The organism is Kitasatospora sp. NPDC023176, from assembly GCF_055560495.1.
The window spans coordinates 71,860-93,402 of record NZ_JBVHIP010000021.1; the positions used below are offsets into that span (position 1 = coordinate 71,860).

General features: G+C 71.5%; 22 protein-coding genes. 18 read left to right on the forward strand and 4 right to left on the reverse strand.

Translation table 11 applies throughout. The features are described from left to right. The first annotated feature begins 6 nt into the window (after positions 1-6). Complete coding sequence (locus ACZ3YL_RS26050; RefSeq protein ID WP_465660014.1) at positions 7-651, forward strand: hypothetical protein; 645 nt, start codon at positions 7-9, stop codon at positions 649-651. A 117-nt stretch (positions 652-768) separates the two neighbouring features. On the opposite strand, the gene ACZ3YL_RS26055 is transcribed toward ACZ3YL_RS26050, so the two are convergent. Next, a complete protein-coding gene (locus ACZ3YL_RS26055) occupies positions 769-1,146 on the reverse strand; it encodes a nuclear transport factor 2 family protein (protein WP_188305834.1) in 378 nt (125 codons plus the stop codon). 336 nt (positions 1,147-1,482) lie between these two features. Here ACZ3YL_RS26055 and ACZ3YL_RS26060 point away from each other — a divergent pair, with 336 nt between their 5' ends. The 5 genes from ACZ3YL_RS26060 to ACZ3YL_RS26080 all read left to right on the forward strand — a co-directional run bounded on the left by ACZ3YL_RS26060 (position 1,483) and on the right by ACZ3YL_RS26080 (position 4,619). Then, on the forward strand, positions 1,483-1,905 hold the full coding sequence (locus ACZ3YL_RS26060) for a hypothetical protein (protein WP_465660015.1): 423 nt from the start codon (positions 1,483-1,485) through the stop codon (positions 1,903-1,905). A gap of 241 nt (positions 1,906-2,146) precedes the next feature. Continuing rightward, positions 2,147-2,359, forward strand: coding sequence for a hypothetical protein (locus ACZ3YL_RS26065; protein WP_465660016.1), 213 nt, complete (start codon positions 2,147-2,149; stop codon positions 2,357-2,359). Continuing rightward, entirely contained in the window at positions 2,343-2,858 is a 516-nt protein-coding gene (locus ACZ3YL_RS26070) for a DUF6879 family protein (RefSeq protein ID WP_465660017.1), read from the forward strand. Before ACZ3YL_RS26065 ends, ACZ3YL_RS26070 begins: the two co-directional genes overlap by 17 nt. A 105-nt stretch (positions 2,859-2,963) precedes the next feature. Then, positions 2,964-3,233, forward strand: a complete 270-nt coding sequence (locus ACZ3YL_RS26075; RefSeq protein ID WP_465660018.1) for a hypothetical protein — start codon at positions 2,964-2,966, stop codon at positions 3,231-3,233. 423 nt (positions 3,234-3,656) lie between these two features. Further along, a complete protein-coding gene (locus ACZ3YL_RS26080; protein WP_223242500.1) occupies positions 3,657-4,619 on the forward strand; it encodes a DUF2690 domain-containing protein in 963 nt (320 codons plus the stop codon). A gap of 105 nt (positions 4,620-4,724) precedes the next feature. Here the strand turns inward: ACZ3YL_RS26080 and ACZ3YL_RS26085 are convergent, their stop codons facing one another. Further along, positions 4,725-5,033 (reverse strand): hypothetical protein, encoded by a 309-nt coding sequence (locus ACZ3YL_RS26085; protein WP_465660019.1) that lies wholly within the window; start codon positions 5,031-5,033, stop codon positions 4,725-4,727. Between the two features lie 98 nt (positions 5,034-5,131). On the opposite strand from ACZ3YL_RS26085, the gene ACZ3YL_RS26090 reads away from it, so the two are divergent. After that, positions 5,132-6,841 carry a proline--tRNA ligase gene (locus ACZ3YL_RS26090; protein WP_465660020.1) on the forward strand — a complete coding sequence of 570 codons (1,710 nt, stop codon included), beginning with the start codon at positions 5,132-5,134 and terminating at the stop codon, positions 6,839-6,841. A gap of 175 nt (positions 6,842-7,016) precedes the next feature. Here the strand turns inward: ACZ3YL_RS26090 and ACZ3YL_RS26095 are convergent, their stop codons facing one another. After that, complete coding sequence (locus tag ACZ3YL_RS26095) at positions 7,017-7,910, reverse strand: alpha/beta fold hydrolase (RefSeq protein ID WP_465660021.1); 894 nt, start codon at positions 7,908-7,910, stop codon at positions 7,017-7,019. A gap of 250 nt (positions 7,911-8,160) precedes the next feature. Between ACZ3YL_RS26095 and ACZ3YL_RS26100 the strand changes: the two genes are divergently transcribed. Next, on the forward strand, positions 8,161-8,952 hold the full coding sequence (locus ACZ3YL_RS26100; RefSeq protein WP_465660022.1) for a GbsR/MarR family transcriptional regulator: 792 nt from the start codon (positions 8,161-8,163) through the stop codon (positions 8,950-8,952). Positions 8,953-8,999: 47 nt separating this feature from the next. Here the strand turns inward: ACZ3YL_RS26100 and ACZ3YL_RS26105 are convergent, their stop codons facing one another. After that, positions 9,000-10,127, reverse strand: a complete 1,128-nt coding sequence (locus tag ACZ3YL_RS26105; protein WP_465660023.1) for a nuclear transport factor 2 family protein — start codon at positions 10,125-10,127, stop codon at positions 9,000-9,002. Positions 10,128-10,283: 156 nt separating this feature from the next. Between ACZ3YL_RS26105 and sigJ the strand changes: the two genes are divergently transcribed. The 10 genes from sigJ (at position 10,284) to cydB (ending at position 21,543) form a co-directional block, all read left to right on the forward strand. After that, complete coding sequence (gene sigJ / locus ACZ3YL_RS26110) at positions 10,284-11,174, forward strand: RNA polymerase sigma factor SigJ (protein ID WP_465660024.1); 891 nt, start codon at positions 10,284-10,286, stop codon at positions 11,172-11,174. Between the two features lie 149 nt (positions 11,175-11,323). Next, a complete protein-coding gene (locus ACZ3YL_RS26115; RefSeq protein ID WP_188305843.1) occupies positions 11,324-11,800 on the forward strand; it encodes a carboxymuconolactone decarboxylase family protein in 477 nt (158 codons plus the stop codon). A gap of 282 nt (positions 11,801-12,082) precedes the next feature. After that, complete coding sequence (locus ACZ3YL_RS26120) at positions 12,083-12,871, forward strand: response regulator transcription factor (RefSeq protein WP_411292983.1); 789 nt, start codon at positions 12,083-12,085, stop codon at positions 12,869-12,871. Between the two features lie 12 nt (positions 12,872-12,883). Then, the gene (locus ACZ3YL_RS26125) at positions 12,884-14,395 is read left to right on the forward strand and encodes a sensor histidine kinase (protein WP_317621150.1); all 1,512 of its coding nucleotides are present in this window, start codon (positions 12,884-12,886) and stop codon (positions 14,393-14,395) included. 175 nt (positions 14,396-14,570) lie between these two features. After that, entirely contained in the window at positions 14,571-15,539 is a 969-nt protein-coding gene (locus ACZ3YL_RS26130; protein ID WP_465660025.1) for an LAETG motif-containing sortase-dependent surface protein, read from the forward strand. Between the two features lie 232 nt (positions 15,540-15,771). After that, the gene (locus ACZ3YL_RS26135; RefSeq protein WP_317621151.1) at positions 15,772-16,386 is read left to right on the forward strand and encodes a Uma2 family endonuclease; all 615 of its coding nucleotides are present in this window, start codon (positions 15,772-15,774) and stop codon (positions 16,384-16,386) included. A 259-nt stretch (positions 16,387-16,645) separates the two neighbouring features. Further along, complete coding sequence (locus tag ACZ3YL_RS26140; protein ID WP_465660026.1) at positions 16,646-17,227, forward strand: Uma2 family endonuclease; 582 nt, start codon at positions 16,646-16,648, stop codon at positions 17,225-17,227. Next, complete coding sequence (locus ACZ3YL_RS26145) at positions 17,220-18,581, forward strand: oxygenase MpaB family protein (RefSeq protein WP_465660027.1); 1,362 nt, start codon at positions 17,220-17,222, stop codon at positions 18,579-18,581. The genes ACZ3YL_RS26140 and ACZ3YL_RS26145 overlap by 8 nt, the downstream gene beginning before the upstream one ends. A 355-nt stretch (positions 18,582-18,936) precedes the next feature. After that, positions 18,937-20,481: a cytochrome ubiquinol oxidase subunit I gene (locus ACZ3YL_RS26150; RefSeq protein WP_465660028.1), complete on the forward strand. Its 1,545-nt coding sequence runs from the start codon at positions 18,937-18,939 to the stop codon at positions 20,479-20,481. Positions 20,482-20,505: 24 nt separating this feature from the next. Then, a complete protein-coding gene (cydB, locus tag ACZ3YL_RS26155) occupies positions 20,506-21,543 on the forward strand; it encodes a cytochrome d ubiquinol oxidase subunit II (protein WP_465660029.1) in 1,038 nt (345 codons plus the stop codon).

Genomic DNA, 21,543 nt, shown 5'->3' on the forward strand with positions numbered 1-21,543 from the left:
TCTTCGATGGAGCACGACGAACAGGTCGCCCTGCTGTCCACCCCGCCGGACGCACGCGACGTGAGCGCGGAACTGGCCGCGCCGCCCCGGCGGAAGCTGCCCTGGCTCTCGCTGGTCCTCACGGGCGGAGTGATCGCGACCGTGGCGTTCGCGGGCGGGGTCTGGTACCAGCAGGGCAACGGGACCTCCTCCTCCGGCGCGAAGTCCGCCGCTCGGCCCGCGACCGCCGCAGGTGCCTCTGCGGGGGGCGGGTACGGCGGCGGGCAGGCGGGCGGCCGGCGCGGTGGTCAGGGTCAGGGCCAGGGCCAGGGGCAGGGCGGCGGCCAGGGTGGTGGACAGGCCGGCTTCACGCGCGGGACGGTCAAGGCCGTCGACGGGACGACGGTGTACCTGACCGACGCCAACGGCAACACCGTCAAGGTCACCACGGCCGACTCCACCAAGGTCCAGCTCAACAAGGAGGGCAAGGTCGCCGACCTCCAGCCCGGTCAGAGCGTCACCGTCGTCGGCACACCGGACTCCAACGGCGGCTACAACGCCAGCCAGCTCGTCGAGGGCGCCGCCGGCGGCTTCGGCGGTGGCGGTGGCTTCGGCGGTGGTGGTGGCTTCGGCGGCGGTGGCGGCGCACCCAGGAACCCGTCCGGCGGCTGACCCGAACCGTCGGACGCCCGCGAGGCCCTCGCCTTCCCAGGCGAGGGCCTCCGCGTGTTCAGTCGCCGTCGAGGGCGAAGTCCACCTCGTACCAGACCACAGCGGCAGCAGGACGGCTCAGGAGGCGGACGGCTCGATCTCCCCCGCGAAGACGATGAACTGGTCGATGAGGCTCCGTCGCAGATGGACGACGTCCGTTCCCGCCAGGCGGGGGCCTCCGTCAGGCGTGGTGAAGACCCACTGGTACCGGGCCCATTCGTCAGGCATGTCCACCGCCGAGCAGCGCACCATCGTGCCGGGCCCCGCCGGGTGGTGCCGGATGTCCAGCACGAACCGCTCGACCGCCGCGATTCCTTCGCTGCGACCCAACGGTCCCCAGAAGACCACGTCCGAGGTCAGGGCCTGGGAGAGCAGGGCCGTCACATAGCTGTCGTCCGAGGCGTTGAACGCGGAGATGAACGTGTCGATCGCGGAGCGTGCGGTCTCTTCCTGCATACCCCAGTAATACCAGCCGTTTCGCGTCCGCTCGTCCCACGAGCCGCCTTCCGGTCACGGTGAACCGTCCCGGTCACAGCACCGGCCCCGCAGGGCAGAAGTCGTCCTTCAGCAGCTCCGGCGATACCGGTGGAAAGGTGGAGCCCGGGCTCCACCGGGGCGCCAAGGCCGGCGAGTTCGACCACCTGACCGCCGCCTTCTGACGGATCGTTCCGGCGGCCTCCCGCTCCCCGCGGGGGGTGGGTCTGGCCCCACCCCAGGTGTGGGGCCAGACGGGTGTCGGGCCGACCTCCCCCTCCGTAGATTCGTTCTCACCACGACACGGAGGACAGAACAATGGCGATCACCGCGACGGAGAACCTCGGCAACTCCCGTACCAGCGAGGCCTTTGCCACGGCGAAGAGGTGCGTCACGCTCTTCGGGGCCATCGGCCTGATCACCCTCGCGACCCTCGCCGTGATGGCCGCCGCCGGCCACGACACCACCCCGTTCATGTGGATCCGCGGCGTCATCTTCCCCGCCCTCGCCCCGGTGCTCCTCCGCCTCACCACCCGCGCCGCCGGCGGCGACCACAAGGCCCTCGACCGGATCCGGACCGTCTCCACCGTGATGCCGTTCGCCGTCCTCGGCGTCGACCTGATCCCCGGCATCTGCCCGGCCTGGTACGCCGTCCTGCAGGGCCTCTCCGCCCTCGCGATCCTCCCGATCGCCATCCTCACCCGCACCAAGGCCGTGACCGCCGCCTTCCCCACGCCGTAACCCCCGGACGCCCCCCCAGCGCAGGAAGTCTGCTCCGCCGACTTCCTGCGCCAACGTTCCTCGCCCGGCGGCCCCTTGCTCCACGCAAGGGGCCGTCGGCCTACCTGCCATCGGAGGCACCGACCGGGCGGGAGATCTTTATTCCAGCTCGGGAATATGCCGCGTGCGCCGTGGACAGGGTCCATCAGCAGCCCTAGCGTCGTGGACCAGTCGGGAAGTACTGGACCTGAGAGGGGTCGGCATGACTGAGACGCCGGAACTGACGCGCCTTACCGGCAAGTTCAACGGCCCGACCTGCGACGACGACGACTGCCCGAACGTGTATGCCACCGACCGCCGAACGTTCGTGTTCCAGGGCGACCACTTCACGGCGCTGAAGGTGCCCTCCGGGGAGTCCGCCGTCGAGATTCCCGAGGACGTTCTGAAGGAGGCCGTCCGTGCTCTTGGATGGTGACCAGTGGCGTGCTCACTTCGACGGCTACCGACAAGACGCCTTCCGATACGAGGTCCAGCCCGTCTACACGATGCCCAAGGAGACCGAAAGCCTCGCTCGATTCCTGCGAGGAGAGCCGAAGCCGGCCGATCACAACACGGCGTGGCACCGGCGGGTGAACGGCTTCGTCGCCTCGGGACGCACCATCGGCCGGGTTCGAGTGGTGCGCCGGCCGCTGACGGACTACCAGCGGTACCAGTTCGCCTGGGGCATTCCGGGAAACATGGCCGCAGGGGAGGACGTCAGGATCCTGGACGCCACCGAGCTGGATCTCGGGATTCCGAGCCAGGACTGGTGGTTGTTCGATGATTCCTCGGCGGTCCACCTGAACTTCCGCCCTGATGGCACCCAGATCAATCGGGAGCTGGTCACCGGTGACATGAGCCGGTACCAGGAATGGAAGCGAATCGCCCTGGCTCATTCCGTGCCGTTCGCCGAGTATCTGAAAGAGCATGGGTGACGCTCGATCCAGACCAGCTCGGCAGATCGAAGTCGGATCTGGCTGAAACGCTGAGAAGGCTCCGCCTGGAGGCCGGTCTCACGGGAGACCGGCTTTCGGCGCGTTGTGGCATCTCGCAAAGCAAGATCAGCCTTCGGCACCGGCCGGGCCGAGATCTGGGACGGGGAGTCGTACGCCCACTGCCGCCTCGCCGACTGGGACGGAGCGCACGCCGTGTCGCAGTCGGGCCCGCGCAATCTGTGGGACGAGGTGACGGCCGCGCACGACTGGTGGGTCCGCAGTGGCAAGCCGGAACTCACCCGGCTCGGCATGACGGTGACCATGACCGGCGAACACCGCCCGTGGCTGGACGACCCCGCCAACGTCCTGTCCTGACCCGGACCGGCCCAGTCGCCGATACATCGCCCGCGAGACGGCCGGGCCACGTCTGCCACTGCCGGGGGGAAGGTGCGCGGGAGAAGCGGGGCCAGTGTCGGTTGGCTGTTCGTCATTCCGGTGAGCGACCGGCTGAGGCTCTGCCGGCGCCCGATGCGGTGGCGTGTCCTGTCCGACCTGATGGGCCGGCTCGCCCAGCGGCCCGGGCCCGAAGCCGGCTGTGCCTGGAAGGGGTCTTCTCTGCCGGCCTTGGCGTGGCGATGACGTGGCGGACGATGGATGGCTCCGTGCCCGCTCGCCGCGGCTCAGGGCATCCGGCGTGACGGAAGCCGCTGACGGCGTTGTCCGGGACAGGTAGTCTGCTGGCCATTGGGTGTTCAACTGCCCTTGTGCACAGGTCAGATGCTGCTGAGGGGGGAGCACATGGCCGGTCACTGGAGGCGTTTGCCCGAGGGGTTGTCCGCGGAGGAGCGGGAACTCGTCGAGGTGCTCCGGAGGATGAAGGACCGCAGCGGGCTGAGTCTGGTCGAGCTGGCGACGAGGACGCTCCACAGCAAGTCCTCGTGGCAGCGGTGGCTCAACGGCGAACGGCTGGTGACGGAGGAGGCGCTGTCCCGGCTGGCGGAGGTGTCGAGGACGGACCTGGAGTCGGTGCGGCCGGTGTTCGAGGCGGCGATGTCCCGGGGAGCGGGCGGTGCGGGTGATGCGCAGGAAGGAGCTGACGCGGACGATGCCGCCGACGACGCGGAGGGCGGGGAGGCCCGCGACGGCCGGGCGGGCGGATCGGCGCGCAAGCGGCGCCAACTCGGCTACCTGGCACTGGTGGTGGTGACCATCGCGGCAGCGGTGGGGCTGGGGTTCGCACTGTGGCCCGGCCGCTCGTCGGAGGCGGCGCAGGCCGGACCGACGACGGTCCCCGCAGCCACGACCGCACCGTCGGCCACGGTGGCCCCGTCCGCCGCGGGCGGCTGCATGGGGGTCTCCTGCTCCGGGCTCGATCCGAAGGCCACCGGCTGCGGCGACGACGCCGTCACGTTGATCACCGCCGATGTCCAGCGGATGACCATCCACGTGCGCTACAGCGCGCGCTGCCGGGCCGCCTGGGCGAAGCTCACCGGTGCCACCCCGGGCGACTCCGCCTCGATCACCACCGCGCGGGGCGGCCACCAGACGGCTCTGGTGCACTGGGGGTACGACGCGTACTCGCCGATGGTCGACGCCTCCGCCTCCGATGCCGGCCTGCAGGTGTGCGGTGAGCAGTCGGCGAACCGGGGGTGCACCCAGGTGATCGCCGATCCCGCGACCGCGCCGGTGGCGCCGGAGCTGCTCAGCGCGCCGCCCTCGGGCCCCGGCGCCACCGCCAGTCCGGCGGGCCCGGGGCGCTGAGCGCGGAGAGAGCCGGGCCCGGCGTACGCGGGCCTGCCCGGCATGCCGGCCCGGGCGGGGCGGCCCCGTCGGCCACGCCGCCGTCACCCCGCCCGGCGTACGCGGCTACGCCGGGTGCTCCAGGCCGATCGCGCGCAGGACGTCGGCGAGCCAGACCAGGTGGTGGCCGACGGCGCGGTCCTCGTCGGCGAGCAGGGCCCGGAGTTGCGCCCAGGACTCCGAGACCTGCCCGATCGTCAGATCATCGGCGCCGGGCTGGCGGTTCACCTCGGCCGTCGCGCCTGGCGCCACCGTCCAGAAGTAGTCCCGCTCCAGCACAACCCCGTCGCTCGCCGAGGCCTCGACGCGCCGCATCAGCACCTCGAACGACCTGCGCAACTCCTCGACCGGCACTCGCACCGGCATCTCGTTCATGGGCTCATCATCCCGCCCAAAACGGCGCGACCCGGCGGGCGGGCCGCCACTAGACTCCGGATCCCCGCCGCGGAGATCGAGAGGACGGTGTCCGGCCCATGCGTTGGTCCCAGCTGTACGTACCCACCCTCCGGGAGGACCCGGCCGACGCGGACGCGGTGAGCCACCGGCTGCTGGTGCGAGGGGGGTTCATCCGGCAGTTGATGGCCGGGCACTACTCGTTGCTGCCGCTGGCGGTGCGGGTGCGGGCCAAGATCATCGGCATCATCCGCGAGGAGATGGCCGCGATCGGCTCCCAGGAGTTCGTGCTGCCCACCATGCACCCCGCGGAGATCTGGCAGCGCAGCGGCCGGTGGGAGTCCATCGGTGAGGAGATGTTCCGGCTCAAGGACCGCAAGGGTGCCGACCTGGCGCTCGGGGTGACGCACGAGGAGATCTTCACCGTGCTGTCGCAGGAGCTGCGGTCGTACCGGGACCTGCCGCAGATGTGGTACCAGTTCCAGACCAAGTTCCGGGACGAGCCCCGCCCCAAGAGCGGGCTGCTGCGGGTGCGCGAGTTCACCATGAAGGACTCGTACAGCTTCGACGTGGACGAGGCCGGCCTCGACCGTTCGTTCCGGCTGCACCGGGCCGCGTACGAGCGGATCTTCGCCCGGCTCGGGCTGCCCGCCATCGCCGTCCAGGCGTCCAGCGGGACGATGGGCGGCAGTGAGTCGGTGGAGTTCATGGCCGCCTCGGCGGCCGGCGAGGACCTGGTGGTCCGCTGCCCCGGCTGCGACTACGCCGCGAACACCGAGAAGGCGACGTCCGCGCTGCCCGCCGTGGCGGACGGCCCCGGCCCCGACGCGCCCGAGCGGTTCGACACCCCGCGGGCCCGCACCATCGAGGAGTTGGCGCGGCTGCACGGGGTGCCGGCCGAGCGGCAGGTCAAGACGCTGGTGTACGTGGTGGACGGGCAGTTGACCCTGGTCCTGGTCCGCGGCGACCACAGCCTGGTCGAGCAGAAGCTGATCGACGCACTCGCCGCCACGGCCGTCCGCCCGGCCACCGCCGAGGAGATCCGGGCGGCGCTCGGCGCCTCCCCCGGCAGTCTGGGCGCGGTCGGCGTCCCCGCCGACCTGCCGGTGCTCGCCGACGAGGCGCTGCGCGGCCGTACCGACCTGACCACCGGCGCCAACACGGACGGGGTGCACCTGCGCGGAGTGTCCGTCGAGCGGGACGTCGCCGTGCGGCGCTGGGCCGACCTGCGGGAGGTCACCGCGGGGGAGCCCTGCCCCCGCTGCGGTGCGCCGCTGGACGTGGCGGTCACCATCGAGGTGGGCCACATCTTCAAGCTGGGCCGCAAGTACACCGAGGCCCTCGGCGTCGCCGTGTCCGGCCGGGACGGCGAGCGGGTCGTCCCGGTCATGGGCAGCTACGGGATCGGCGTGGAGCGGGCGTTGGCCGCCGTCGTGGAGACCCACCACGACGACAAGGGCATCGTCTGGCCTGTCGCGGTCGCCCCCTTCGAGGTGGCCGTCGTCGTCCTCGGGACGAAGGACGAGAGGGTGGCCGGAGCCGCCGAGGCGCTCTACCGGCAGCTGCGGGCCGAGCGGGTCGACGTGCTGCTGGACGACCGGGACGAGCGGCCCGGCGTGAAGTTCCGTGACGTCGAGCTGATCGGCATCCCGTACCGGGTCACGGTCGGCGCCCGCGGGCTGGCCGACGGTCTGGTGGAGCTGACCGCCCGGGCCACCGGCGAGACCCGGTCCGTCCCGCTGGCGGAGGCGGTCGAGCACGTCCGCGAGCTGCTGACCGCCGGCAGGTAGCCGCCCGGCCCGGCGGGCCGCGCCAGGGAACGTCGACGCCCGCGGCGCGCACGTTCCGCTCGGTCGGCGCGCTCGGTCCGGTCCGGCCGGGCCGGTGAAGGCGCCGGATTCGGGCGACCAGGTCGGGGTGGCCGGGGAGGCGTGGTCGGGGCCGGGGTGGGCGGCGCCGCGCGACTCAAACCGCCTGGTGGGCTTGGGTGTCGGCGAGTTCGCGGATGGTGGCGGCCACGGCCCGGTGGTCGTTGCGAAGGATCTTGGAGTGGTTGCTGGGGGTCTTGGCGGCGATCCGGATGTGCGGGTTGTGGGCGGCGACGTCGGCCATGACGGCGCGCAGGCCCTCCATGGTCTTCGCGTCGGCGCCGAGGTTGCCGCCGGTGGCGAGGACGTAGCGGATGGGGACGGTGACCTGGTCGAGGACGGGGAGGAAGGCGGCGGGGGCGGACAGGTCGATGAGTTCGAGGTTGACCTCGGCGTGCTGGAGCGCGCTCATCCTGGCGGCCATGCCGAGGCGCCGGCACAGCGGGAAGAGCGGGCTGAGACGGCGGAAGAGGCCGCGGACCTTCGCCTTGGCGGCGTCGTCGAGGGGCTCGACGGGCATCGCGCCGTCCACGGGGACCGCGCCCAGGACGCGCTCGGGGCGGCGGGCGGCGTAGTGCACGGAGATCATCGCGCCGTAGGACCAGCCGACCAGGACGGCCCGCTGGACGCCGCGGGCGTCGAGGACGGCGTCGAGGTCCCGTACGGCGGCCTCGAAGGAGTAGTCGGAGGAGGTGGCGGACTTGCCGCGGGCGCGCTCGTCGAAGGTGATGTGCCGGTAGCCGTCGCCGAGGTCGGCGATCACGCGCCGCCAGTGCGACTGGTCGGCGAAGCCGCCGTTGAGGTAGACCACGGCGGTGCCGGTGCCGCCGGTGTCGGTGACAGCCAGGGCGGTGTCGTCGACCCGCAGCATGCCGCTCCAGGCGGGGACGTCGCTGGCGGGGACGTCGACGGTGGGGGCGACGGCCGGGGTGACGGTGGGGGCGACGGCGGCGGTGGCGGCCGGGATGGTGGTGGTGGCGCGCGGCTTCATGGTTGCTTCTCCTTCTCGACCGGCGGGTCCCCTGTCGGCCCGCTGCTTTCTGACGAGGGAAAAGCTACGTTGCGTTCACTGATCTAGCAACGACTCTGCTGCGATGAATCCGTATAGCCGCAGGTAGATGACGAGAAATCATTGCAACGGCGCTGCAAGGAATGCAACGAACTCTGCGCTCTTCGTTGCAATGGATTGGAGGTGAACGCTATCCTGCGCGCACTGACCACGGATTCCGAAGGAGGCCGCGATGCCCGGCGGCAGGCTCACCCAGCAGGAACGCCAGCAGATCGCGCTGGGGCTGGCCGACGACCTCGCCTACGCGGAGATCGCCCGGCGCCTCGACCGGCCGACCTCGACCGTCACGCGCGAGGTGATGCGCAACGGCGGCCCCGCCGCCTACCGCGCCGACCTCGCCCACCGCGCCACCGGGCACCGGGCCCAGCGCCGGCGGCAGTCCGCGCCCCAGGGGCCGGACACCACCCCGCAGCCGCACGGCCGGGACGCCGAGGCGGTGCGCGCGTACGAGGAGGTCTTCACCAACGGCATGATGCAGTCGGGCATGCCCAAGATGGCGTCCCGGGTACTCGCCTGCCTCTACATCACCGACGCGGGCAGCCTCACCGCCGCCGAACTGGTCGAGCGCCTCCAGGTCAGCCCGGCGACCATCTCCAAGGCGATCGCCTTCCTGGAGAGCCAGGGCATGGTGACCCGGGAGCGGGACGAGCGCCGCCGCGAGCGCTACTTCGTGGACGACGACATCTGGTACCGGTCCATGATGGTCAGCGCCCAGGTCACCGCCCAGCTCGTCGACACCACCCGCCAGGGCGCCGGCGTCCTCGGCGTCGGCACCCCGGCCGGCGGGCGGCTGGAGAACATCGCCCGCTTCCTGGACTTCGTCTCCGAGTCGATCGCCCGCGCCGCCGAGCAGGGCCGCGAAGTCCTCCACGCGAAGCCGGAGACCGAGGGGATGGCGGAGGCCGAGGAGGCCGACAAGGCTGAGGAGGCTGAGGGGGGCGACAAGGCTGAGGGCACCGGCTGACGCGCGGGAAGTCGGCCCGGCCGACTTCCCGCGCATCCGTCCGCCGCTCAGTACCCGACGGCCTCCCGCAGCAGCAGCACGGTGCCCCGGGAGAAGCGGGTCGGCGCGTTGAGCACCAGCAGCTGGTTGACGGCGCTGGGCTGGCCGTAGGCGGCCCGGGAGCGGGTGTCCTCCAGCGGGAGGACGTACTCCTCCAGCCGGCGCAGGGCGGCGGGCAGGTCCGGGACCACCTTCTGGGCGCCGACGACCCAGATCGCCTCTCCGGCGCCACCGGCGTTGCCGGGCAGCTGGCTGCCGCTGGCCGAGGCGATCACCAGGGAGCCGGTCTCGGTGACGGCGGCGACGCTGCCCACGGCGACGTCGGGGGCGGCGAGCAGGCGCCGGATGTCGTCCGCCTCGGTGGTCCGGTCCAGCGCCATCACCCGGGACCTGACGGACCGGTAGCGGCTGTCGTCGTTGAGGTCCTCGTCGATGCCGGACAGCCGGAGCGTCTCGCTGGCCGCGGTGAACACGGTGGCGTCCGCCGGGACCAGCTCCCGCACCCGGGCCCGCGCGGCGGCGGCGTCGGCGAGGAGCTCGACGGTGAAGCCGCGCTCGGCCAGGGCGGCGGCCGTCCGCCCCAGGAGGTCGGCGTCGGCCGGGGCGGAGAATCCCGCCTCCGCCCGGGCGTCGAACCCGGTAGCCGTCGAGGCGGTGGACCCCGCGTCCGCCGGGGTGGTGGACGCGTCGCCGGCCCCGGTGCGCGGCGCCGAGCCGCCCAGCGGGCTGGTGTCGGCGTACCGGACCTCGTAGACCCGCGCGGCGAACCGCCAGCCGCCCGCCGTCCGCCGGTAACGGTCCTGGGAGATGGCGTAGTCGAGCCCCTCGCGGCCGTCCGGCAGCCGGGCCGGTTCGGGCAGGGGGGCGCGTCCGGTCGCGGTGTCGCCGTCGATCCGGATCGAGTCGGGGTGGGTGGTCCGCGCGAAGAAGTCCCACAGCTCCCGGAGCGTCCGGCGCCCGGTGCGGATCTGCTCCGGGCCGACCAGTTCGACCGGGACGTCGGGTATCCGCAGCACGCCGTCCTGGGTGAACAGCCCGGCGAGGCGGGCTTCGTCGCGCATCATCACCGCATCGGTGAACTCGCTCTGCAGGGCCTGGATCTCGACCAGGTCGGTGGTCGTCCGGAAGTCGTTCACGGTGGTTCCTCCATACCGTTCGGTGCCGTCTGCCGGGTACGACAGCGCGGCGCGCCGGAAGGTGAGGTGCGGGGCGGACGTCACATTCCGGCCCGCTGTCCGGTCATAGGAGTCGTAGGAGTCGTAGGAGCACGAGGGCGGCACCGGAGGCGGACGATGGACGACGACGACCTGAGCGTGATCATGAATGAGCGGCGCCAACTGACCAACGTGGCCTACCGGATGCTCGGCTCCCTCGCCGACGCCGAGGACGTCGTGCAGGAGACCTACGCCCGCTGGTACGCGATGTCGGCGGAGCAGCGGGACGCCGTCGTCTCCCCCGGCGGCTGGCTGACCACGGTCGCCAGCCGGATCTGCCTCAACCAGCTCGGCTCCGCCCGGGCCCGGCGGGAGCGCTACGTGGGCGAGTGGCTCCCCGAGCCGCTGCCCGAGCACCGGGACGGGGCCGACGGCGCGGCGGCGGACCCGGCGGACCGGATCACCCTCGACGAGTCGGTGAACATGGCCTTCCTCGTCGTCCTGGAGTCCATGACGCCGGCCGAACGCGTGGCGTTCATCCTCCACGACGTCTTCCGGTACCCGTTCGCCGAGGTGGCCGCGATCGTCGGCCGTTCGGCGGCGGCCTGCCGCCAGCTGGCCTCCTCGGCCCGCCGCCGGATCCGGGCGGCGCGGGCCCCGGTGACGCCGACCGGCGTGCAGGCCGGCCTCGTCCGGGAGTTCAAGCGGGCCTGGGAGGCGAAGGACGTCAGGTCGCTGATGGACCTCCTCGACCCCGAGGCCACCGTGATCGCCGACGGCGGTGGCCTGGCCGGCGCCCTGCTGGAGCCGCTCACGGGTGGCGAGTGGATCGCCCGCGCCTACGCCGAATCCACCCGGCTCACGCCCGGCCGGACGCTGCGGGAGTGCACCGTCAGTGGCCTGCCCGGGCTGGTCGTCGAGCAGGACGGCGTCACTGACACCGTGATCGCCTTCCGGATCGCGGAGGGCCGGATCACCCACATCTGGGTGGTGCGCAATCCCGAGAAGCTGCGTCCGTGGAACGGGTGACGCAGGTCATGCCCGGGGCTGTCACAGAACGCCCGGCCGCCCTGTCGTGGAGGGCAGTACGGCACAACGAAGCAGCCGACGCCGCCGAAGCAAACAAAGCAAACGAAGCAAACGAAGCAAACCAAGCAGAGACCCCGAAGGAGCACCCGATGGAAGCCCGACTGAACGCCTTCGCCAGCCCGGTCATGAGCCAGGTCTACAAGCACCTCATCGCCGCCCACAAGCCGCTGGCGGACTCGACGCTGCCGTACGCCACCCAGGAGCTGGTGCGGCTGCGCGCCAGCCAGATCAACGGCTGCGGTTTCTGCGTCGACATGCACTTCAAGGACGCCGTGCACGCGGGGGAGGAGGCGACCCGGCTGAACCTGGTGTCGGCCTGGCGCGAGGCCACCGTCTTCACCGACGCCGAGCGGGCCGCCCTGGAACTGGCCGAGCAGGGCAGCCGGCTGGCCGACGGGGGCGGGGTGACGGACGAGGCCTGGGCGAACGCGGCCAAGTACTACGACGAGGAGCAGCTCGCGGCGCTGGTCTGCGTGATCGCGCTGATCAACGCGTTCAACCGCGGCAACGTCATGGTCCGCCAGCCCGCCGGCGACTACCGGCCGGGGCAGTTCGCCCAGCACTGAGCGGGCCGGCCCACCCGGCCTGCGGCGCGGGAACCGCCTGGTCCGGGGCACGGGGACGGCCGGTCCGAGACGCAGGGACGGCCGGACGGAATCCCGCCGGCCGTCCCGGCGCCGCCGCGGGCGTCGAGCGGCCCGTACGCACACCACCGAGCCCCACCCCTCGGGGCTTGGCGCCCAAAAACCGACCGTTAAGGTGTTAATCCAACATTCATCCATGCCGCGTAGCCTCCGGGGGCTAGCCTCATGCTGAACGTCATCGTCCGACCGGGAGGCGAAACCCCCGTGCAAGGCACTGTCACCACACCAGGCGGCCCCGCCGTGGCCGGGGGCCAGGGCGAGGCATTCCTCCTCGTCGTGGACGACGAGCCGAACATCCGCGAACTGCTCGCCGCCTCGCTGCGGTTCTCCGGTTTCCGGGTGGCCTCCGCCGCCAGCGGCACCGAGGCGCTGGAGCTGATCGCCGTCGAGCGGCCCGACCTCGTGGTCCTCGACGTGATGCTGCCCGACCTCGACGGCTTCACCGTCGTCGAGAAGCTGCGCGAGCGCACCAGCCGGGGCCAGATCGCCGGCCCTGCGCACGGACACCCCGGCGACCACCTGCCGGTGCTGTTCCTCACCGCCAAGGACGGCGTCGGCGACAAGGTCCAGGGCCTGGCCGCGGGCGCGGACGACTACGTCACAAAGCCGTTCAGCCTGGAGGAGCTGATCGCCCGGATCCGGGCGATCCTGCGCCGGGCCGGCGGGCCCGCCGAGGACGGCCGCCTGGTGGTGGCCGACCTCAGCCTCGACCCGATCGCCCACGAGGTCACCCGGGCCGGCACCCCCGTCGCGCTCTCCCCGACCGAGTTCAAGCTGCTCCACTACCTGCTGGCCAACGTCGGCCGGGTGGTCTCCAAGGCGCAGATCCTCGACCACGTCTGGGCCTACGACTTCGGCGGCGACCTCTCCATCGTCGAGTCCTACATCTCGTACCTGCGCCGCAAGCTCGACTCCGGCCCCGCCCACGGCCCCAAGCTGATCCACACCGTGCGCGGCATCGGCTACGCGCTGCGCCGCCCCCCGCAGGGCTGACCGGACCAGCCCGTGTTCACCCGCTTCACCTCCCGGCTGTCACTGCGCGCGCGGCTCCTGGTCCTCGCGCTCGTGCTGGTGACCACCGGGCTCGTGGTCAGCGACACCTTCGTACTGGGCGCCGTACGGAACCAGCTGGTCGAGCAGCTGGACGAGCAACTCCAGCGCTACGGCGTGCCGTTGTCACGCAAGGCGCCGATGCAGGTGAGCGCGCCGGGCACCGGCAAGCCGGTCGTCTCCGGGCGCCGGATCAGCCTGCCCAGCCAGTACCTGGTGCAGTGGCTGTCCGCGGACGGCAAGGTCCAGACGGTCCTGCGCCAGCCCGTCTCGGACAGCGACCCGGCACCCCAACTGGCCGGCCTGGACCCCACCCAGACCGCCCCCGACACCCCCTTCGACCTGCCCGACCAGCGCGACAGCCACAGCTGGCGGGTCCTGGTGCTGCCGATCCAGGCGCCGCGCACCCCCACCCCCGGGACCGGCGCGTTCACCTCACCCGTCACCAACCCGACCTACGTCATGGTCGCCGTCTCCCGCGAGGACATCGACGCCACCGTCGGCCGGCTGAGCACCTCCTTCCTGGCGATCGGCGGCGGCGTCCTGCTGCTGATCGCCGCACTCGGCTTCTTCGCTGTCCGGGCCGGACTGCGGCCGCTGCGGCGGATCGAGGAAGGCGCCGCGCGGATCGCCGCCGGCGAACTGTCGCACCGGATGCCGGAACTCTCCCCCGGCACCGAGGTCGGACGGCTGTCGGTCGCGCTCAACGGCATGCTCACCCAGATCGAGGCCGCCTTCGCGGCCCGCGCCGAATCCGAGGCCCGGATGCGGCGCTTCGTCGCCGACGCCTCCCACGAACTGCGCACCCCACTGGCCGGCATCCGGGGCTTCGCCGAGCTGTACCGGATGGGCGCGCTGCCCACCGAGGCCGACGTCAAGCGGACCATGACCCGGATCGAGAGCGAGGCCGTCCGGATGGGCACCCTCGTCGAGGACCTGCTGGTGCTCGCCCGGCTCGACGAGGAACGCCCGCTCGACCTCGCCCCGATGGACCTGCGCACCCTCGCCGCCGACGCCCTGCACGACCTCACCGCCCTCGACCCGAGCCGCCCGGTCGCCCTCACCGGCCCGGCCGGCACCGGCGCACCCGGTGCGGCGCCCGTCCTGGGCGACGAGGCACGGCTGCGTCAGGTGGTCACCAACCTGGTCGGCAACGCCGTCAAGCACACCCCGCCCGGCACCCCGGTGCGGATAGGCGTCGGCGGCGGGCCCGGCGGGATCTGCCTGCTGGAGGTCGCCGACGCCGGCCCGGGCCTCACCGAGGAACAGGCCCAGCGGGTCTTCGACCGCTTCTACCGGGTCGACGCCTCCCGCAGCCGCGACAACGGCGGCGGCGGCGGACTCGGCCTCGCCATCGCCACCGCCCTCACCCGCGCCCACGGCGGCACCCTCACCCTGGACACCGCCCCGGGCGCCGGCGCCACGTTCCGGGTCGAACTGCCCACGAACGGCGACCGGGTTTCCTGAGTCTTTGTCGACTCGTCAATTCCGCAGCGAACCAAGCAATTCCGACCCCCCTTTCCCTGCCGGAAGTCGGCATGGAGGGTTAAGAATCCGTGTGCCTATGATCGGCGCTGTCGGAGCGTCAAGAGACGCCCTTGCAACGGTCTTTGCTTTCCTTTTCGACCCGAAAGGGGTCATTGTGAAACTCCGCCGCTCGCTGGTCTCGGCCGCCCTCGTCGCCGCCGTGATCTCGCCCGCAGCCCTGCTCTCCGCGGCACCCGCCTTCGCGGAGTCGGCCCCGGCGGCGCAGACCCGGAACGACACCGGATCGATCGCCGCCCTGGAGAAGGCGGCCGCCGACGCGGCCACGGCGTACCAGGAGGCCAAGGCCTACGCGGCCGAGGAGAAGGCCAGGTTCGAGGCCTACACGCCCCCGGCAGACCTCACCGCCACGTTCAAGGCGGCCCAGGCCGCTGCCGCCAAGGCCACCGAGGCGGCGACCGCCGCCGACGACGAGGTCCACAAGGCCATGACCGCGTACGACAAGGCGTCGGAGGCGGACCGCGAGAAGGCCCGCCAGCAGCTGACGAAGGCGATGGACGAGGCCAACGCCGCCCGCTCGGCGAAGACCCGGGCCGAGGAAGCGGTGAAGAAGGCCAACCGAGACCTGGACGACGCCCGGATCACCGCGCTCACCCGGGTGACCGAGGCCCAGGAGCGCGTCACGGAGCGGGCCGCCGCCAAGGCCACCGCCGACAAGGCGCTCGCCGACGCCAAGGCCGCCGCCGAGCAGCCGGCCGAGAAGCCGGCGGACAAGCCCGCGGAGAAGCCGGCGGACAAGCCCGCGGAGAAGCCGGCGGACAAGCCCGCCGAGCAGCCGGCGGACAAGCCCGCCGAGCAGCCGGTCACCGTCACCCCGGCCGCCGACACCACCGTCGCCACGACTACCACCACGGACAAGTCGGCCACCACGGCGAAGACTTCGACCACCGGAACCGCCGCGACCACCGACACCAAGGCCGCCACCACCGGCTCGGCCACCGAACTCGCCGAGACCGGCTCCAACCCGGCCACCCCCTACCTCGCCCTCGGCTCCGCCGCCGCCCTCAGCCTCGGCGCCGCCGCCCTCTACGTCTCCCGCCGCAAGCCGGGCCGCTCCACCTCCTGACCCACCCGGTTCGCGCCCGCTCGGGAGGAGGACGCGAACCCCACCGCACCCCGCCACCGCAGGGCAGGCCACCGGCCTGCCCTGCGGTTTCGCTTTCCCGGGCGGCAAACGCCCCGATCGGGTGAATCTCCAGTCGTTCACCCGGCCGACCCTCCGGTCGTGTGCGACCGTGCAGCCGCTGCTTGTGCGAGCTCGCACGGGCTGACCACACTGGACGGGAAAGAGGTGTCTCGTGAGCGCACTCGTTGCTGAGGTGACCGTCGTGGACCGTGACCAGGTGCTGTGGGAGATGTGGAAGTCCTCGGACGAGTTCGAGGGCTACCGCGTGGAGATCATCGACGAGGAGAGCCTGACGGTGTCACCCACCGGCAACAGTCGCCACGCTCGCATCAACAGGCGGCTGCTCGCGGCCCTTGTCGGCTACCTCCAAGGGTCCGGGTGGGCACCGGGAACCGACTGCAACGTCATCCACGGGCTCAAGGTGTTCATTCCGGACGTGTATGTGACACCCGAGGACGACGAGGAGATCGAACATCCGGACGGGTGGGGGCTGCTGGCATCCGGAATCCCGCTGGTCGTCGAGACCGTCTCGCCGGGCGCCAAGGCCCGTACGCGTGACCATGTCCTCAAACGCTGCGCCTACGCCGCCGCCGCCATTCCGGTGTACGTGATCATCGACGACTACGACGAGGGCGGCATCGTGACCATCCTGTCCAGCCCCGCCCCCGACCGGCGGGAGTACCTCTCCTCGGCCCGGATCCCGTACGGCAAGGAGGCCGTGATCCCGGAGGGCCCCGCCAAGGGCTTCGTGATCGGCCCCGACATCACCGGTGAGCCCCGGCTCTGACCCGCCGAGCCGTCGGTCACCGTCACCCCGGCCAACTCACCCCGCCACCGCAGGGCAAGCCCGCTCCCGGCCCGCCCTGCGGCTCGGCGTTTCCGGGCGCCAAACGCCTCGATCGGGTGAACCTGGCGCCGTTCACCCGGTCGGCCCCTCGGTCGTGTGCGACCGTGCAGCCGTTGCTTGTGCGAGCTCGCACGGGCTGATCCCACACTGGACGGGAAAGAGGTGTCTCGTGAGCGCACTCGTTGTCGAGGAGACCGTCGTGAACCTGGACCAGCAGCTGTGGCAGGCATGGAAGTCCATGGATGTGCCCGAGGGCTTCCGCGCGGAGATCATCGAGGGGACGATCACGTTGTCACCCACCGGCGGGGTTCGCCACTTCAGTGTCAACCGGCGGCTGGGCCGGGCTCTGTACGCTCATCTGAGCGGAACCGGCTACGGGCCGGCGCAGGACGGTAACGTGATCGCCGATCTCAAGGTGTTCATCCCGGACGTCTTCGTGGCTCCGGACGACGTCGACGAAATCGAGCACCCCGAAGGCGTGGGGGTGTTGGCCTCTGGGGTATCGATGGTCGTCGAGACCGTCTCACCAGGTGCCGAGGCCCGCAAGCGCGACCATGTTCTCAAGCGTCGTGCCTACGCTGCTGCCGGCATCCCGGTCTACGTGATCATCGACGACCACGACGACGGCGGCGCCGTCACCATCCTCACCAGCCCGGACCGGGAGCGCCGTGCCTATGCTTCGTCGACCCGGATCCCGTACGGCAAGGAGGCCGTGATCCCGGAAGGCCCCGCCAAGGGCTTCGTGATCGGTCCCGAGATCACCGGAGAGCCCCGTGCCTGATCGGAGCGTCTCCTTCAAGCGCGATCTCTCCGAGTGGCGCATCTCCCTGGTCGCCTGGCGGTTGCTGGTCCTCCAGGCGGCGGATCCGGCGGTGGGGGCCGGGATGCACGAGCACTCGACGTACCGGGCGCATCCGTGGCGGCGGGTCGAGCACACCCTGGGGAGCGGGCGGCGGCTGTTCTACCAGGACGGGGAGGCGCTGCGGCGCGAGGTCGCGCGGCTGGACCGGGCGCACAAGCGGATCAGCGGGACGATGCCGGACGGGAAGCCGTACGACGCCCGCGAGCCGGCGACCAGGGCGTGGGTGCTGCTGACGCTGTTCGAGTGCGTGGTCGCCATGCGGCGGCTCGGCGGGGACGGCTACGACGCCGGGCAACTGGAGCTGGCGTACCGGGAGTTCAGGGAGACGATCGCCGTCTTCGAGCTGCCGGAGGAGGAACTCCCCGAGACCGCGGCCGACGTGCCGGGCTACTTCGCCCGGTACGCCCGGAAGCTGGAGTTCAACGACGCGGCCCGCTACCTGCTGAACGACATCCTGCGCGAGGCTCCCCGGCCGCGTCGGCTGTGGTTCCTCGGGGACGCCGGCTGGCTGGTCGTCCGGGCGCTGGTCGCCCGGGTGATCCGGGAACTGACGGTGGCGGACCTGCCGCCGGTGGTGCGGGAACGGTTCGGGCTGGCCCGGACGAGGTGGGGCGCGCTGCTGTCCGTCGTGCTGCACCGGGGTGCCGGACTGGTCGTGCCGCGGCTGCCGGAGCGGATGCGCTACCGCTCCCCGGAGGAGCGGGCCCGGCCGTCCCGGCTGCGCCCGCAGCGCCGGGACGCCCGCGGTTCCCGGGTGGACCGGTTCTTCCGCGAGGTGCTGGACCAGACCGGGGACGGCTTCATCACCGTGCACGACCTGCGGGCGATGGCGCACAACGTGTGCTGGCAGCTGGAGTTGGACGAGGCCGCCGAGGCCCGGGTGTACGGGGCCTTCGACGGCTGGTGGGAGCAGCTGCGCGCGGTGATGGATGCCAACGGGGACGGCAAGGTCAGCCGGGAGGAGTTCACGGCGGCGACCCTGGCGGGCTGTGACCGGGACGAGGCGTACCTGGAGCGGGGGCTGCTGCCCGCGCTGCGGGCGGTGTTCACCGCGGCGGACACCGACGGCAGCGGCTTCCTGGAGTTCGACGAGTACCGCGCGGTGTTCGGCGGTCCGCGGGTGCACCCGGTGGAACTGTCTGACGGGTTCCGCCAGTTGGACACGGACGGGGACGGGCGGATCACGCTGGAGGAGTTCCTGCGCGGCTTCACCGAGTTCTTCACGGCCCGCGCCGACTCCACCTCGGGCGCCCAGTTGCTCGGCCGGCCGTAGCCGACCGGAGGAGCACCGGCTCGTCGCCAACCGGCCCAACCGGCTCGTCGCCAACCGGCCCGTAGCCAACCGGCCGCGGCGCCTGTCAAGCGCCGCTTCGGCCAAGATCCCGGCCCCCGTCGCCCGGCCGGGATCTTTGTCGTGCCCCCGTGCGCCCCGCAGACTGTGCGCACCGTCACCCCATGTCAACACGACCCCACCTGCGGTTCCCCCGTAAGGATGGTGGATACTGTGCTTGTGAACGTGTTCACGTTCACAAGCGGACAAGCTTGCGTGGTTGAGCAACGGTCTACGGCTACAGATGAAGTTTGTCCGGAAGAGCCCCGTCGAGGGGCCGGGTTGGAGAGAGGGCGACGTGGAACTGGCAATCGCTCACGAGACGATCGCGCGATGGCAATTCGGAGTCACCACCGTCTACCACTTCCTCTTCGTACCGCTCACCATCAGCCTGGCCGCGATCGTGGCCGGGCTGGAGACCGCCTGGGTGCGTACGAACAAGGAGAAGTACTTCCACGCGACGAAGTTCTGGGGAAAGCTCTTCCTCATCAACATCGCGATGGGTGTCGTCACCGGAATCGTGCAGGAATTCCAGTTCGGCATGAACTGGTCCGACTACTCCCGCTTCGTCGGTGACGTCTTCGGCGCCCCGCTCGCGATGGAGGCGCTGATCGCCTTCTTCTTCGAGTCCACCTTCATCGGCCTGTGGATCTTCGGCTGGGACAAGCTGCCGAAGAAGATCCACTGCGCCTGCATGTGGATGGTCTCGCTGGGCACCGTGCTCTCCGCCTACTTCATCCTGGCCGCCAACTCCTGGATGCAGCACCCGACCGGCTATGCGATCGACCCGGCCACCGGCAAGGCGCAGCTCACCGACATCGCCGAGGTGCTGTTCCAGAACACCACCCTCACCGTCGTCTTCCACACCCTGACCGCGGCCTTCCTCACCGGCGCCGCCTTCATGGTCGGCATCGCCTCCTTCCACCTCTGGAAGGCCAAGCGCCGGCCCGAGACCGCCGACCCCGCGAAGACCGCCGTGATGCGCACCTCGCTGCGGCTCGGCCTGGTGCTCGCCGTGGTCTTCGGCGCCGGCACCGCGCTCAGCGGCGACACCCTCGGCAAGGTCATGTTCGAGCAGCAGCCGATGAAGATGGCCGCCGCCGAAGCACTGTGGGACACCCAGTCGCCCGCGCCGTTCTCGATCTTCGCGGTCGGCGACGTCAGCAAGGGCCACAACTCGGTCGAGCTGGAGGTCCCCGGGATACTCTCCTTCCTCGCCCACAGCGACTTCAGCTCGTCCGTCCCCGGCATCAACGACACCGCGGCCGCCGAGGCCGCCGCCCACGGCGGCGACCCCAAGGACTACATCCCGAGCGTCTTCGTGACCTACTGGGGCTTCCGCTTCATGATCGGCTTCGGGATGACCTCCTTCGTCGCCGCCCTGATCGGCCTCTGGACCACCCGCCGGAAGTTCCTCCTGCGCCCCGAGTTCCGCACCGGCGAGACCGAGGTGCCCCGGCTGATGCTCACCCCGACCCGGGAGATGGGCCCGCTGCTCACCAAATGGAGCTGGCGGATCGGCATCCTGACCATGGGCTTCCCGCTGATCGCCAACAGCTTCGGCTGGATCTTCACCGAGATGGGCCGCCAGCCCTGGGCCGTCTTCGGCCTGATGACCACCGCCAGCGCCGTCTCCCCCAACGTCGGCGTCGGCACCCAGATCGGCGCCCTGGCCACCTTCACCACGCTGTACGCGATCCTCGCCGTCGTCGAGGTCCGGCTGCTGGTCAAGTACGCCAAGGCCGGCCCGGTGGTGACCGAGCGGCCCCCGGCCAAGGACCCCTCGCTGCGCGGCCCGTCCGAGGACGAGGACGCCGACAAACCGCTCGCCTTCGCGTACTGAGCCACGGAAAGGAGACCAAGGGTCATGCAACTCCACGACGTCTGGTTCGTACTGATCGCGGTCCTGTGGATCGGCTACTTCTTCCTGGAGGGCTTCGACTTCGGGATCGGCATCCTCACCAAGCCGCTCGCCCGGAACACCGCCGAGCGCCGGGTGCTGATCAACACCATCGGCCCGGTCTGGGACGGCAACGAGGTCTGGCTGCTCACCGCCGGCGGCGCCACCTTCGCCGCCTTCCCGGACTGGTACGCGACCCTCTTCAGCGGCTTCTACATCCCGCTGCTGGTCATCCTGGTCTGCCTGATCGTGCGCGGCGTGGCCTTCGAGTACCGGGCCAAGCGCGACGGCGCCCGCTGGCAGCGCAACTGGGAGGAGGCCATCTTCTGGACCTCCCTGCTCCCGGCCTTCCTGTGGGGCGTGGCCTTCGCCAACATCGTCCGCGGCGTGGACATCGACGCGCAGAAGAACTACGTCGGCGGCCTCGCCGACCTGCTCAACCCGTACGCGCTGCTCGGCGGCCTGGTGACGCTCAGCCTGTTCACCTTCCACGGCGCGGTGTTCGCGGCACTCAAGACCGTCGGCGAGATCCGCCAACGGGCCCGCCGGGCCGCCCTCCAGGCCGGACTGGCCGCCGCCGTCCTCGCCCTCGCCTTCCTGGCCTGGACCCAGGCGGACAGCGGCAACGGCCGCAGCCTGGCCGCCCTGGTGATCGCGGTGCTGGCCCTGGCCGGCGCCCTGGTGGCCAACCAACTCGGCCGCGAGGGCTGGGCGTTCATCCTCTCCGGGGCGACCATTGTGGCCGCGGTCGCGATGCTCTTCCTGGCGCTCTTCCCGAACGTCATGCCGTCCACGCTCAACCCGGACTGGAGCCTGACCGTCACCAACGCGGCGTCCTCGCCGTACACGCTCAAGCTGATGACCATCGTGGCCGCCGTGTTCACCCCGCTGGTGCTGCTCTACCAGGGCTGGACGTACTGGGTGTTCCGCAAGCGGATCGGGGTGCAGCACATCCCCGGGCACACCCCCGGCCACCAGCCCGCCGCCCCGGCCGACCAGGCCTGA